Annotated in this window: 12 protein-coding genes; 6 read left to right on the top strand and 6 right to left on the bottom strand. The window is 72.7% G+C overall.

The genetic code is table 11. The features are described 5' to 3' along the window. The first annotated feature begins 85 nt into the window (after positions 1-85). From OG792_RS15800 to OG792_RS15790, 3 genes are all read left to right on the top strand, one after another. A complete protein-coding gene (locus OG792_RS15800) occupies positions 86-820 on the top strand; it encodes a Clp protease N-terminal domain-containing protein (protein ID WP_329110408.1) in 735 nt (244 codons plus the stop codon). Then, positions 817-2,130, top strand: coding sequence for an MFS transporter (locus tag OG792_RS15795; RefSeq protein ID WP_329110406.1), 1,314 nt, complete (start codon positions 817-819; stop codon positions 2,128-2,130). The genes OG792_RS15800 and OG792_RS15795 overlap by 4 nt, the downstream gene beginning before the upstream one ends. Positions 2,131-2,483: 353 nt before the next feature. Beyond that, entirely contained in the window at positions 2,484-3,395 is a 912-nt protein-coding gene (locus OG792_RS15790) for a hypothetical protein (RefSeq protein ID WP_442932422.1), read from the top strand. A 36-nt stretch (positions 3,396-3,431) separates the two neighbouring features. Here OG792_RS15790 and OG792_RS15785 read toward each other — a convergent pair whose 3' ends face one another. From OG792_RS15785 to OG792_RS15775, 3 genes are all read right to left on the bottom strand, one after another. Next, positions 3,432-3,995 (bottom strand): ATPase, encoded by a 564-nt coding sequence (locus tag OG792_RS15785; protein WP_329110405.1) that lies wholly within the window; start codon positions 3,993-3,995, stop codon positions 3,432-3,434. 249 nt (positions 3,996-4,244) lie between these two features. Beyond that, positions 4,245-4,691, bottom strand: coding sequence for a response regulator (locus OG792_RS15780; protein ID WP_329110403.1), 447 nt, complete (start codon positions 4,689-4,691; stop codon positions 4,245-4,247). Between the two features lie 363 nt (positions 4,692-5,054). Next, complete coding sequence (locus OG792_RS15775) at positions 5,055-5,366, bottom strand: hypothetical protein (protein WP_329110402.1); 312 nt, start codon at positions 5,364-5,366, stop codon at positions 5,055-5,057. A gap of 166 nt (positions 5,367-5,532) precedes the next feature. On the opposite strand from OG792_RS15775, the gene OG792_RS15770 reads away from it, so the two are divergent. Next, entirely contained in the window at positions 5,533-6,513 is a 981-nt protein-coding gene (locus OG792_RS15770; RefSeq protein ID WP_329110400.1) for a DUF2267 domain-containing protein, read from the top strand. Positions 6,514-6,591: 78 nt separating this feature from the next. On the opposite strand, the gene OG792_RS15765 is transcribed toward OG792_RS15770, so the two are convergent. Together OG792_RS15765 and OG792_RS15760 are read right to left on the bottom strand one after the other, a co-directional pair. Next, complete coding sequence (locus OG792_RS15765; protein ID WP_329110399.1) at positions 6,592-7,773, bottom strand: ThuA domain-containing protein; 1,182 nt, start codon at positions 7,771-7,773, stop codon at positions 6,592-6,594. Positions 7,774-7,970: 197 nt separating this feature from the next. Next, positions 7,971-9,266, bottom strand: a complete 1,296-nt coding sequence (locus OG792_RS15760; protein WP_329110398.1) for an ROK family transcriptional regulator — start codon at positions 9,264-9,266, stop codon at positions 7,971-7,973. A gap of 174 nt (positions 9,267-9,440) precedes the next feature. On the opposite strand from OG792_RS15760, the gene OG792_RS15755 reads away from it, so the two are divergent. Further along, the gene (locus OG792_RS15755) at positions 9,441-10,262 is read left to right on the top strand and encodes a spermidine synthase (protein ID WP_329110397.1); all 822 of its coding nucleotides are present in this window, start codon (positions 9,441-9,443) and stop codon (positions 10,260-10,262) included. Positions 10,263-10,281: 19 nt separating this feature from the next. On the opposite strand, the gene OG792_RS15750 is transcribed toward OG792_RS15755, so the two are convergent. Beyond that, the gene (locus tag OG792_RS15750; protein WP_329110395.1) at positions 10,282-11,589 is read right to left on the bottom strand and encodes an NAD(P)/FAD-dependent oxidoreductase; all 1,308 of its coding nucleotides are present in this window, start codon (positions 11,587-11,589) and stop codon (positions 10,282-10,284) included. 121 nt (positions 11,590-11,710) lie between these two features. Between OG792_RS15750 and OG792_RS15745 the strand changes: the two genes are divergently transcribed. Next, entirely contained in the window at positions 11,711-13,159 is a 1,449-nt protein-coding gene (locus tag OG792_RS15745; protein WP_329110394.1) for a M20/M25/M40 family metallo-hydrolase, read from the top strand. The last annotated feature ends 82 nt before the right edge of the window (positions 13,160-13,241 follow it).

The following is a 13,241-nucleotide window of genomic DNA, read 5'->3' as shown; positions in this document are numbered from 1 at the left end:
TCCGACATCCGATGCCCGGCGGTAGTCGGCCAGCATCGTCAACCGGTGGTTGACGATGAGGTCCGCGTCAACCTATGGTTGACCAATGAGCGAACCGCCCGCGCGACTCGACGAACTGATCGCGTACGTGGTCAGCCGGCGCCCCGACGCGCCCGCGCTCGGCCACCTGTCCGACGCCACCGTGGTGGCCGAGTACCTCGACGAGGTCGCCGACCACCTGATCGGCCACTTCGTGGACGAAGCGCGCCGGTCCGGGGCGTCCTGGACCGAGATCGGCCGGCGGATGGGGGTGAGCAAGCAGGCGGCACAGAAGCGGTTCGTGGTCGGGCGGGCCGATGGCGGGGAACTCCTGCCGCCCGGTGTCTTCGCCCGGTTCACCGACCGGGCGCAGCACGTCGTACGGCAGGCGGAGGCGGAAGCCCAGCGCGCCGGTCACGAGGAGATCACCGGCGCGCACCTGCTGCTCGGCCTGCTGCACGAACCGGACGGCCTGGCCGTACGGGCGCTGGTGGGGCTGGGTCTGCCGGCGGGGACCGTCGGGGCGGCGACCCGGGCAACCCTCGGTCCGCCCACCGACGGCCGCCACGTCCCGCCGGTGCTGTCCCCCGGCGCACGGCGGGTACGGGACCTGACCTTCCAGGAGGCGCTGCGCCTGGGACACAACTACGTCGGCACCGAACACCTGCTGCTCGGGCTGCTCCGGGACCCGGACGAGCCGGGTGCACGGGTCCTCGTCGACCTCGGTGTCACCCGCGACCGGGTGGAGCACTGGGTGGTCGAGGCGTACGCGCGGGAGCGGGCACCGGGGTCCGACGGGTGAGCGCCGTCGTGCCGGAGCGGGACCGGCCGCTGTGGCACGACCGGAACTTCACCATCTTCTGGCTGGTACAGACCCTCTCCGTGGGCGGGCACTCGTTCTCGTTCGTCGCCATCCCGCTGTTGGTGCTCGACGCCACCGGCTCGGTCACCCGGATGGGGCTGCTCACCGGGATGGCCGGGGCGGCGTCGATCGTCGCCGGGATCGGCGCCGGCGTGCTGGTCGACCGGGTCGACCGCCGTACGTTGCTGATCTGGTGCGACGCCGTACGCGCGCTGCTCTACGCGCTGATCCCACTGGTGTGGGTGTTCTCCCCGCAACCCTGGCTGCTGTACGCGGTGATGCCGCTGGGCAGCGCGGTGGCAATGGTCTTCCAGGTCGGGTACGTCAGCGCGGTGCCGAGCCTGGTGCCGCCGGCCCGGATCACCCGGGCCAACGGCCGGCTGTTCGCCAGCTACGCCGCCGCCGGGGTGGTCGGCCCGATGCTCGCCGGCGGGCTGTCCGCCCTGCTCGGGCCGACCGCCGCGATCGGGGTGAACGCCGCCACATTCGCCGTGTCCGCCCTCGGCCTCTGCCTGGTCCGCCTCCACCGGGCCGGAAACGACCCGGTGGGTGTCCGGAGCCGGCCGGGGCCGGACGAGCTGCTGGTCGGCGCCCGGTTCCTCCGGCGGCAGCCGGTGCTGCGGGCGCTGACCGGACGGTTGGCACTGCTCACCTTCCTGACCTTCGGCCTGACCGACCTGTACATCTACCACCTCAAGCACGACCTCGGCCGGTCCGACCGGACGGTCGGCTACGTGCTCGCCACCGCCGCGCTCGGGACGATCGCCGCCGCACTCCTGGTCGCCCCGGCCCGCCGCCGGCTCGGCTTCGGCGTCTGCTGGATCGGCTCGTACGCGCTCGCCGCCCTCGGCGTCGCCGGTCTGGGCGTCGCGGCGCTCGGGAGATCCGGTGACGCCCGTACGGTGGCGGTCCTCGTCAGCGTGGTGGTGTTCGGCACGAGCGTGGCGGGCATCTGCTCACTGTCGCTGCGGCAGGAGGTCACCCCGGATCCCCTGCTCGGCCGGGTCACCTCGGCGTTCTGGACGATCCACACGGCTCCCGGCCCGATCGGGGCGGCGCTACTCACCACAGCGACGGCACGCTGGGGCACGGCATGGGTCCTCCTGGTCACCGGCGGCGCCTGTCTGGCGGTGGTCGCGAGCGCGCTGCGTACGCCGATCCGCCGCGCCCATCCCGAACGCCCGCCGGCCGACGGGCTCCCCGGTCGGCTCGTCGGCGGCCGAGTCCGTCAGCGCGTACGGCTTCGCTAGCGACGGCGAGCGGGACGGTCGCGGGCGCATCGGTTGACCGGACGACGGCGCGACCGTCCCGCCGGCGCGGGTGACCCGATCACCCTTCCGGGGAGGTAGAACAGGTCCGAACGACCCGGTGCAGCTCATCCGATCATGGGATCCGGTTACCCCGGCTCGGTGCGTCCCACGGGTGGCCGGCGACTGCGTCCGGTCGCACCACCAGATCAGACACGACGGATATGCCGGTCTTGCGGCATTCGCGACCGGCCGCCCCCGGCTGCCGCCCGATGACCGGCTGACCAGGCAAAACTGTGGCGCACGCCACGGCATCGAGCGGCCCACGGGCGGGCGGCATTGCCTAGCCTCGGCGGGTGCATCCCAACGACGAGGTGAAGAGTGAGTCGACCAGCAACCCCGGGCCCATCCGTTCGGCTGAGCCGCCATCGGACAACCGGAGAACGGGTGCGCACCGGTCCCCCGCCCGGCGGAACCCGCTGCGGCGGTCCACCGCCCGGACCCCGACGGCGTCCCCGTCCCGGATCCGGACCGTGCTCACCTCGACCCCGCTGCGGCTGACCCTGGTCACCGGAGTGACCTGCTGCCTCGGGTTCGTCGCGTTCACCGAGTCACGCGCGGCCACCACACCGACGCGACCACTGCACGCGGCACTGGTCGACACCACCGCACTGGCCGACCGCGCGGCGATAGCCGAGAAGCAGGCGGCCAGCCGGGCCGAGCGGGCTCCCCTGCCGCCGACCCCCACCCCGACCACGCCGACACCCAGCGCCGTCGCCAAGAGCAAGGCACCGACCAAGCCGCCGACCCGCAAGCCGACCAAACCGGCCAAGCCGAAGCCGGTCGCCGGGCTCGACCAGGCCCAGATGGACAACGCCGCCACCATCGTCAAGGTCGGGACCAAGCTCGGCATCCCCCGCCAGGGCCTGATCGTCGCCATCGCCACCGCGATGCAGGAGAGCAACCTGTACAACCTGGCCAACCCGGCGCTGCCGGAGTCGCTGGACTACCCCAACCAGGGCACCGGGTACGACTACGACTCGGTGGGCCTGTTCCAGCAGCGCACCAGCAGCGGCTGGGGTGCCGTCGCCGACCTGATGAAACCGGCGTACGCGGCGCAGGCGTTCTTCGAGGCGCTGTTGCAGATCCCCGGTTGGCAGCAGATGAGCGTCAGCGGGGCGGCCCAGGCGGTTCAGGTCTCCGCGTTTCCCGACGCGTACGCCCAGCACGAGGACCGGGCGACCACGATCGTCGGCGCGCTCGTCTGAACACCGGCGCCGCTGCGTCCCGCCCCGCGCGCCGGCTCACACCTGGGCCCGGTTCAGACTCTCGGCCGGTGGCACGGTGTCCGGCCGATCGTCCGCCGCGACCTCCTCCGCCATCGCCCTGGTCGCCGGTACGGCGGTGGCGGGCGGCGCCGCCTCCTGGCCATCCGTCGGAGCGTCGACCACGGTCACGTCCCGCAGGATGTGGTCCACCTGCTGCTCGCGCAGGCGCCGGGCGTGCAACGCCGCCTCGAACTCGCGGCGGGCCTGCACCGCCTCCGCGTACACCTGGTCGCGCAGCTGACGGGCCTCCTCCTGCGCCGCGGTCAACTCGCCCCGGGCCCGCGCCAGGAGCTGCGCCGCTTCCTGCTCGGCCACGGCGAGCAGCTCCCGCATCCGCGCCGGGCCACGATCGCCCGCCGATCCCCCGGTCAGCATTCCGTGCAGCCGGGCCGCCTCCTGGCGTACGCGGATCAGCTCGTCGCCGGGTCCGGCGGCGACGTCGGCCGGCGCGGCCAGCCGGGCCAACCGCTCACTCAGATCGGCCAGGCACGAGTCAACCTGATCCTGGTCATAGCCCATCTTCGCGATGGAAAAATCCATGCTTTGCCCCCCAGGCAGCGTGTCTTCCTTCCACCTGAATCCTCGCCAGCCGGGCAGCTCATCGGGGCAAAACCGCAAAATTATTCATCATTCGACCGGCGTCGCCGGCAAGACTCCATCACCGGCGCCCGGACCACCCCGACCTGACACAATGCCCACCCCACGGGGGGGTGGGCGCGAAGGAGCGCAACGGTGACCGCAGCCGTACGGTTCGGCGGCACCCGTCTGCGGAATGGCGAACGAAACGGGTCAGTGCCGGCGGGGCAGGACCGCCACCCGCCCGAAGAACTGGTCGATTCGGCGCACCGCGTCGTTGAACTCGTCCAGGTCGATCGGCTTGGCCACGTACGCGTTCGCCTGCAAGGTGTAGCTGCCGATGATGTCGGTGTCCGCGTTCGAGGTGGTCAACACCACCACCGGGATCGTCCGCAGGTCGGCGTCACCCTTGACCGCGCTGAGCACCTGACGGCCGTCCATCCGGGGCATGTTCAGGTCCAACAGGATCACGTCGGGGCGTACCGCCGTGACGTGCCGACCCTGCCGGCGCAGGAACTCCATCGCCTCCTGGCCGTCGCTGACCACGTCGATCGCCTTGTGCACATCGGAATCACCGAGTGCCTCTTCGATCATGAGAACGTCGCCGGGATCGTCGTCGACAACGAGGATGCGAACGGGAGCCGATGTGTCGGCGTGCATACGTGCCTGCCTCGGGTTGGGCGGGGAGGGGGACCTGACAGGGTACGAATGCGTCACCGGTGAAGCACCGGACGAATACCTTGCCCACAGGATACGCGCCGAACGGACGAATGCCGCTGTCCCCCGTACCGTTTTGGCCCCCGATGCGCGTGAACCCCCCACGAGTGGCAGATCCGACCCCAATCCCAAAAACCTCCCTCTCCTCCCCCCTCACCCCTGACGCCGCCGATCTAGGGCAAATACGTGTGGTTGGAGATCAACTCACACGTATTTGCCCTAGATCACGGGGAGAGGGGGGTGAGGGGAGGGAGGGAGGGGAGGGAGGGGAGGGAGGGGAGGGAGGGGAGGGAGGGAGGGAGGGAGTTAGGGGGTGGGGTGGAGGAGGGGGGTGGGGACGCCGCTGCCGGAGGTGGTGCGGGGGTGGTCGGCGTCGTCGGGTTGGCCGGTGTCGGGGGGTTGGAAGAGGTATCGGACGAAGTCGGCACCGGGTTCGTTGTCGTCCGCGCCCGGCCACTGCCCCACCGAGTCGACACCGATCACCTCTCGGCTCGCCCCGTCGGCATCCTCCACCAGGGCCCAGACCGTGACCGGATAGGAACGTGTGGCATCCGGGGTGAGACGCCAGCGCGAATACCATCCCGGACGGGCGGGGACGATCTCGATGATCCGCTTCATGACGACCTTCCTTCCGCGAGCATTCGGAAGTCTGCCGGTCCAACTAGATCGTGGGACCGGGGTGGGTGAACTCCCCTCACCCCGGTGGCATGACCCCGACCCGGCCGACGACCGGCCCGTCCGTACCCGCCGTTTCGGCCGTGCGTACGACGGGAAGGCGTGGGCCATGAGCGGAAAGCAGATGGAGGGCGACAACCAGCGGCGGCGCGCGCTCGCCCGACAGGCGCGCCAGCGCGGGCAGCGGCCGAGTGGCGCCGGTTTCACGCTCGGCTCGTCCAAGCAGCTGGAGAGCCTCGACCAGACCCGCCGCGACGGTCCGCCCGAGGCCGGCCCGCGCAAGCCGGCCGCGGACCGGGCCGGCCTCGAACCCGCCTCGGTGCCGGCGAGCGCCCCGCCGGCCTGGCCACTCCCGGATTCGGACAGTCCGACCGGGGCGCCCGAGGTTGCGGTGATCCAGTACCGAGACCTGGTGACCGACGTGGGACGTCGGGCCGGGGTCGACTTCGACCAGGCCCGCGGCGCGGCGGAGGCGACCGTGCTGGCACTGGCGGAGGCGCTGGGCGACGCCGACCGGGAACGGTTGCTGGCCGCGGTGCCGAACGAGCTGCACAACGGCGCGTCGGGCACCGCCGCCCGGCGACGGGACATCGGTGGCTTCCTGGCCGAGGTGGCCCGGATCAGCCGGCGCACCCCGGAGCAGGCGCGCTACCAGGCCCAGGCGACGCTGAGCGCGTTGGCCGAGCGTGACCGCGAGCTGGTCGAGTCGCTGGACCTGCCGATCGACCTGCGGGACCTGCTCGGCCCACCGCCGGCCGGCGGTGGTGTGGTCAGCCCGGACGGCGGGACCGCCCCGCTCACCGACGACGAGCTGCGCGCCGCCCTCGCCGACCTGCCCTACTGGTCCGGGGACCGGCGGTCGCTGACCCGGACCATCGAACTTCCGCCGGACAATCTCGAACGGGTGCTGGGCCGGCTGGCGGCGTTGCGCCCGCAGAACGGTCGGGGGCCGCGCATCGGCCGGGAGAGCCCCTCCACCGCGGTGATCGTGGTCCGTACCTCTCGGGTGGGGGCGGTGACGGCGCTCGACATCGACCTCGCCCGACAGGTGGACGACGCGATCGACGAGGCCGGCGCCGGCCTGAGCTGACCCGGCCCGAGCTGACCGGGGTTCGAGCGGACCAGTGCCGGTCGGCGGGCGGGACGACCCGCCGACCGGCAGGACCGGTCAGCTACCGCCGGTGAGGGTCACCGTGTCGACGTCGAACAGCGATCCCGAGCCGCCGGTGAAGCGCAGGAACAGCGGCCCGGTCGCCGACGCGGTCAGGGTGGTGGTGACCGTACGGAAGGTCTCCCAGCCGCCGGTGTTCGGCACCGCCACCGAGCCGAGCAGGGTGCCGGTGGCCGAACCGGAACGAACCTCGATCGTGCCGCCGGCACCGGCGGAGGAGACCCGGGCCGAGAAGCCGGTACGCCCGGCGGTGCTCACCGAGGCGTACCCGGTCCAGTCGGCGTTCTCGATGTAGCCGACGGTCGCGCCGCCGCTGGCCGTGCCCTTGCCGACCCGCTGGACGCCGGACTGCGAGGTGAACGCCTCGGCCTCCACGGTGACCGAGCCGCCGCCACCGCCGCCACCGGGCGTGCAGGCGGCCGGGGCCCAGCCCGCCGCGTACCGGATGCCGCCGAGCAGGTGTGCGCGGAACGCGGCGTCGGCGTACGAGGCCTGGGTGTGGCCGAAGCCGGTGTAGAACGCCCGTCCGGTCGCCTGCGGGTGGCACCAGGCGATCGGGTGGTCGCCCATGCTGCCGCCGGAGTAGCTGGACTCGGTCAGGCTGGCCAGCACCTTCACCTGGGCACGCGGGTTGGTGCGGTAGTTGTACCACTCGTCGGTGCGGGTCCAGGTCGCCGGCAGGTGTGCGGTGGCGGCGTGGGTACGGTCCTCCACGTTGACGTTCGCCTGCTGGATGGCCGGGTGGGAGGCGAACCAGGCGCCGACGAGTTGGCCGTAGTACGGCCAGTCGTACTCGGTGTCGGCGGCCGAGTGCACGCCGACGAACCCGCCGCCGCCGTTGACGTACGACTCGAAGGCGGTCTGCTGGGTGGCGTTCAGCACGTCGCCGGTGGTGTTGAGGAAGACCACGGTACGGAACCGGGCCAGGCTGGTCGTGGTGAACTGGGCGGCGTCCTCGGTGGCGGTGACGGTGAAGTTGTTCGCCGCGCCGAGGTCACGGATCGCCTGGATGCCGACGGGGATGGCGTCGTGCCGGAATCCGGCCGTCTTGGAGAAGACGAGGACCTGGTACGCGGGGTCGGCGGCCTGGGCCGGGCCGGCGGTGGCGGCGACGGCCGTGCCGGCGAGCAGCACGCCGGATGCGGCGACCGCCAGCGCGCGACGGATCGGGAGTTTCATGATCGGCCTTTCTGGTCAGGACGTGGGTGAAACGGGTGGGGTGCGACCGGGCGGGGCGCGCGCCGCCGCGCTGACCGCCTGGTCGCGGGTGGTGGGGGTCGGGCCGGTCGGCTGCCGATGGCCGCCGGCGGTGGTCGATGACTGGTGGTGGGGTCGGTGGGTCGGGTGGTGGGGGGCGGGTGGAACGTCGGTGCGGACTAGGGGGTTCGGGCGGGTGCGGCCCGAGCCACGGCGGTACGGGGGTTACCCACCGAGGTGGGGTCGGCAATCACCCGGTCGACGACAACACCGGCCGCGCCGCGCGCGGCGGCGGTGAAGCCGAGGTCGGAGGCGACGAACCGGCAGGGTGCGGCCGGGCCGGCCACGGCGAGGCGGTCGAGTTCGGCCCGTGCGGCCGGGATCAGCCAGTCGGCCAGCGTGGCGAAGTACCCGCCGAGCACGAGCACCCGTGGGTTGACCAGGTTGACCAGGATCGCCCCGCCGAGACCGAGCCAGCGGCCGACCTCGGCGGCGGCGGCCAGCGCGACCGGGTCGCCGGCGGCCAGCCGGCGGTGCAGTTCGGCGACCCGCTCCTCGGGTACCCGCAGCGGTCCCGGGTCCAGGCCGTACGCCCGGTCGGGGGTGATCGCGCGGACGAGTTCGGCGAGTCCGACCTTCGTCTCCCAGCAGCCGGTCCGGCCGCAGCCGCAGCGGCGCCCGGCCGGGTCCACCGGCAGGTGTCCGACCTCCCCGGAGAAGCCGTCGTTGCCGCGCAGCAGCCGGCCGTCGGAGATCACCCCACCGCCCACGCCCACCTCGCCGGTCAGGTAGACCAGGTCGCGGCTGCCGGCCGCCACCCCGTAGGTGTGTTCGGCGAGCGCGGCGAGGTTGGCGTCGTTGTCTACGACCACCCGAAGACCGGCCGGGAGGGCAGCGGTCAGCCGGGTGGCGAGCGGTAGGTCGTGCCAGTCGAGGTTGGGCGCGAGTACGACCGTGCCGCGGGCGACGTCGACCAGCCCCGGCACCGCCACGGTGACGCCGACCGGGGTGGCTCCGAGTCGTTCGAGGTCGTCCAGCGCGTCCCGGATGACCTCGGTGAGCGCGGGTACGCAGCGGTCCTGGCCGCCCCGGGTGGCGTCGAACGGGATCCGGCGTTCGACCAGCGCCCGCCCGGCCAGGTCGGTGCCGTGTACGCCGAGGTAGTCCACGTTGATCGCGACTCCGAGGGCGCCGACGCCGGCCCCGTCGAGGGCGACCGCGCGTCCGGGCCGACCGGCGGTGCCGGAGTACTCCAGCCCGGTCTCCCGGACCAGTCGCCGGGCCAGCAGTTCGTCGACCAGGCTGGACACGGTCGCCTTGTGCAGACCGGTGCCGGCCGCGATGGCAGCGCGCGAGCGGGGGCCGTGGACCCGCAGGTGTCCGAGGGTCCGGGACAGGTTGGCGCGGCGCAGCGACAGTTGGTCGCTGGGCGCGCGGACCGGTCGGACCTGACCGGAGCGCGGGGCAGTGGACATCGCGACCCCTGATTCGTCTGTTGGTCCGACTAACCAACCATGCGACATGCATCGATATCAAGGGGTGACCGTCATGGATTCCTAACTATTTCGAAACCTGCCGATAACCCACCGTCCGGGGGAACGGTCGACGTCGCCGGTGAGGGGCGGTCCGGCGGCGGTTAGCGTGGCGCGGTGACGACCGAACCTCGGACGGCGGCCGGGGACCGGGCCGCGACGACGGAACTCCTGGTCGACCGGGTCCGGCCGAACGGCCGCATCCTGCTCGTGGACGGCGTACCCCAGTCGTACGTGGACCTGGTCGACCCGACGTACCTGCACTTCGACTACGTACGGCGGATGGCCTCGGTGGTTGACGCGGCGGCGACCGGCGGCGCGGCGCTGCGGGTGCTGCACCTCGGTGGCGGCGGGCTCACCCTGCCGCGTTACGTCGCGGCGACCCGGCCCGGCTCGGTCCAGGTGGTGGTGGAACGCGACGCCGCCCTGGTCGACCTGGTCCGGCGGGAGCTGCCGCCGCCGGCCGGTGACCTGACCGTACGGGTCGCCGACGCGCGTGCCGCCCTGGAGAGCGAGCCGGACGGTGGGTTCGACCTGGTGCTCGCCGATGTCTACCAGGCGGCGCGGATGCCCGCACACGTGGCCAGCGTCGAGTTCGCGGCGCAGGCCGCCCGGGTGCTCCGGCCGGACGGGATCTACCTGGTCAACCTGACCGACCTGCCGCTACTGGCGTTCTCCCGGGTCCAGGCGGCGACCCTGCGGGCACGGTTCGCCGACGTCGCGGTGATCGCCAGCCGGGCGATGCTGCGCGGCCGGCGCTACGGCAACCTGGTGCTGGCCGCCGCCCGCGAGCCGGACCGGCTGCCGGTGTCCCGGCTGGTGAACCGGGCCGCGCGGGACCCGGTGCCGGGCGGGGTGCTGCACGGCCCGGCGCTGGACCGGTTCGTCGCCGGCAGCCGCCCGGCCACCGACGCCGACCGGGGCGCCGACCCGGTCTGACCCGCGACGGCGGTCGGGGTCAGCGGCTCCCGATCCGGGTCGGGAGTTCGGGCGAGGCGCTCTCCAGCGGTACGGCGTTGGCGGGGACCAGGCCCAGTTGCACCGCCGGCCGGGACAGGACCGCGTCGAGCAGCCAGTCCACCGCCACCCGAGCCCGGTTGCTCGGCAGCGCGAGCAGGTGGTAGCCCCTGGTGACCGCCTTGGCCGCCAACCCGGACAGCGGCACCTGCAACGGGTTCGCGGCCGCGTCCCGGCCACCGAGGTCCACCACGAAGCCCAGGTCATGGTGCCGGTACGCCCGCCGTCGGCCCCGCCCGTACGAGGCGGCGATGTTGTGCGCCACCAGTTTGCCCTGTCGTTCGGCGTGCTGGGCGGTCATCGGGGTGACCTGGCCGGGGCGGGTCAGGTCGGGCACCGCGGCCGCGTCGCCGCACGCGTACACCTCGGGAAAGCCGGGTACGCCGAGGAACTCGTCCACCGTCAGCCGGCCCCGTTCGGTGCCGAGCCCGAGGTCGGCGACCAGCGGATCCGGGCGTACCCCGACGCACCAGATGAGCGAGCGGGTCGGTACGTACTCGCCGTCGCTGAGCCGGACCCCGTCCGCCGTCGCCTCCTTGACCGAGGTGCCCATCCGTACGTCGATCCCCCGGTTGTCGAGCACCCGCTGCGCGGTCGCCGACATCCGCTCGTCCAGTTCGGGCAGCACCCGGTCGGCGACGTCGAGCAGCATCCACCGGGGGCGGACGTCGAATCCGGGCCGCTGGGCGGTGAGCCGGTCGGTGAACAGCTGCCCGTGCGCGGCCACCTCGGTCCCGGTGTAGCCGGCGCCGACCACCACGAACGTGCTCCGGGCGACCCGCTCGGCCGCGTCGTCGGTGGCGTCGGCCAACTCGATCTGACGAACCACGTGGTCGTGCAGGAAGACCGCCTCCGGCATGCCCCGGAACCCGTGCGCGTGCTCGGTCACGCCGGGCAGGGGCAGCAGCTTGTTGACGCTGCCGACGGAGAGTACGAGCCGGTCGTAGCCCAGCTCCCGGTGGTCGCCCTCGGGCGGGGTGAACCCGATCCGACGGCTGCGCAGGTCGACCCGGTCCACCTCGCCGACGACCACCCGTACGCCGGGCAGGGTGCCGGTCAGCGGGACGGTGATCCGGGTCGGTTCCAGTACGCCCGCCGCGACCTCGGGCAGCAGGGGCAGGTAGAGGAAGTAGTCGGTCGAGTTGATCAGGGTGATGTCGGCCCGGCCACGGGACAGGCGGGACAGCCGTTTCGCCGCGTGGTACCCGGCGAAACCGGCTCCGACGATCACGACACGCGGTGTGGTCATAGCCGGTGCCGTTCCCTGGCACAAGCGGGACAAACCTCGGCCCGTGGGCCGGTTCGGACGGGCCGACGGGTGTCGATCACGGGCATTGACACTCATCACGTCGATTGATGACGATGATCTCATGGCATCTGACGAGTCCCCCGGCCCACAGCCCACGAAGCCGACCCGCCGTACGTTCCTCTCCGCCGCCACCGTGACGGCCGCCGCGGCGGCGACCGTGCCGCTGCTCGCCGAGCCGGCCGTCGCCGGCGGTCACGGCGGGGACGACGGCCCCGGCCGACCGACCCGCCCGCAGTCCCCCGACCGGGAGTTGCGCCGGCTGCTGGACGAGGTCGACCAGCGTCGGATCGAGGCGATCGTACGGCGGCTGGCCGCCTTCGGCACCCGGCACACGCTGTCCAGCCAGGATGACCCGCAGCGGGGCATCGGGGCCGCCCGGGACTGGATCCACCAGCAGTTGCAGGGCTACGTGGCCGGCTCCGGTGGACGGCTGACGGTCGAGTTGCAGTCGTACATCCAGCAGTCCGCGTCCCGGATCCCGGTGCCGACCCGGATCACCAACGTGGTCGCCACCCTGCGCGGCACCACCTCCCCGAACCGGGTGTACGTCATCACCGGCCACTACGACTCGCGGTGCACCGACGTCATGGACTTCAGCAGCGACGCCCCCGGCGCGGACGACGACGCCTCCGGGGTGGCGGTGCTGATGGAACTGGCCCGGGTGATGTCGACCCGGCCGATCGAGGCGACCGTCGTCTTCGCCGCCGTGGCCGGCGAGGAGCAGAACCTGTACGGCTCGACCTACCTGGCCCAGCAGTACAAGGCCGCCGGCACCGATATCCAGGGCATGTTCAGCAACGACATCGTCGGCAGCAGCCGGGCCGACGACGGCACCCGCGACCCGAAGTCGGTGCGGCTGTTCGCCGAGGGGGTGCCGACCTCGGAGACACCGGGGCAGGCCAGCACCCGGCAGTCGGTCGGCGGGGAGAACGACTCGCCGTCGCGGCAGCTCGCCCGGTTCGTCAGCGACGTCGCCGACAACAGCGCCACCGGGATGAACGTACGGGTGATCTACCGGCGGGACCGCTACCTGCGCGGCAGCGACCACATAGCGTTCCTGCGGGAGGGCTGGCCGGCGGGCCGGTTCACCGAGCCGAACGAGGACTTCGCCCACCAGCACCAGGACGTCCGGGTGGTGGACGGCAAGCAGTTCGGCGACCTGCCGGAGTTCTGCGACTACGGCTACATCACCCGGGTGGCCCGGGTGAACGCCGCCGTGCTGTGGTCCCTGGCCCAGGGACCCGGTACGCCGAAGCGGGCGACCATCGTGACCACCAACCTGACCAACGACACCGAGCTGCGCTGGGAGCGCGGCACCGAGCCGGACCTGGCCGGCTACGAGGTGCTCTGGCGGGAGACGACCGAACCGGAGTGGACCCACGCGATCGAGGTCGGCGACGTCACCACGGTGACCATCGACCTGTCGAAGGACAACGTCTTCTTCGGCATCCGGGCGGTGGACCGGGACGGTCACCGCAGCCCGGTCGCCTTCCCGCAGCCCGGTAGCTGACACCGGCCGGTAGCCGAGATCCCCACCGCACTTCCCCACCGGTGCCGGGCGCCCCGCCATCGTGGTGGGGCGCCCGGCTCCG

This window comes from Micromonospora sp. NBC_01699, assembly GCF_036250065.1.
In the GTDB taxonomy this organism is placed as follows: Bacteria; Actinomycetota; Actinomycetes; order Mycobacteriales; family Micromonosporaceae; genus Micromonospora_G.
Note: the sequence above shows the minus strand (reverse complement) of the source record. Positions and strands in the feature narration are given on the sequence as shown.

What these genes read in the sequence shown, in the direction of transcription:
- OG792_RS15770 (WP_329110400.1), top strand. Translation starts at nt 5,533, where the DNA reads ATGAGCGGAAAGCAGATGGAGGGCGACAACCAGCGGCGGCGCGCGCTC.
- OG792_RS15760 (WP_329110398.1), bottom strand. Translation starts at nt 9,266, where the DNA reads ATGTCCACTGCCCCGCGCTCCGGTCAGGTCCGACCGGTCCGCGCGCCC.
- OG792_RS15750 (WP_329110395.1), bottom strand. Translation starts at nt 11,589, where the DNA reads ATGACCACACCGCGTGTCGTGATCGTCGGAGCCGGTTTCGCCGGGTAC.
- OG792_RS15775 (WP_329110402.1), bottom strand. Translation starts at nt 5,366, where the DNA reads ATGAAGCGGATCATCGAGATCGTCCCCGCCCGTCCGGGATGGTATTCG.
- OG792_RS15765 (WP_329110399.1), bottom strand. Translation starts at nt 7,773, where the DNA reads ATGAAACTCCCGATCCGTCGCGCGCTGGCGGTCGCCGCATCCGGCGTG.
- OG792_RS15800 (WP_329110408.1), top strand. Translation starts at nt 86, where the DNA reads ATGAGCGAACCGCCCGCGCGACTCGACGAACTGATCGCGTACGTGGTC.
- OG792_RS15785 (WP_329110405.1), bottom strand. Translation starts at nt 3,995, where the DNA reads ATGGATTTTTCCATCGCGAAGATGGGCTATGACCAGGATCAGGTTGAC.
- OG792_RS15780 (WP_329110403.1), bottom strand. Translation starts at nt 4,691, where the DNA reads ATGCACGCCGACACATCGGCTCCCGTTCGCATCCTCGTTGTCGACGAC.
- OG792_RS15745 (WP_329110394.1), top strand. Translation starts at nt 11,711, where the DNA reads ATGGCATCTGACGAGTCCCCCGGCCCACAGCCCACGAAGCCGACCCGC.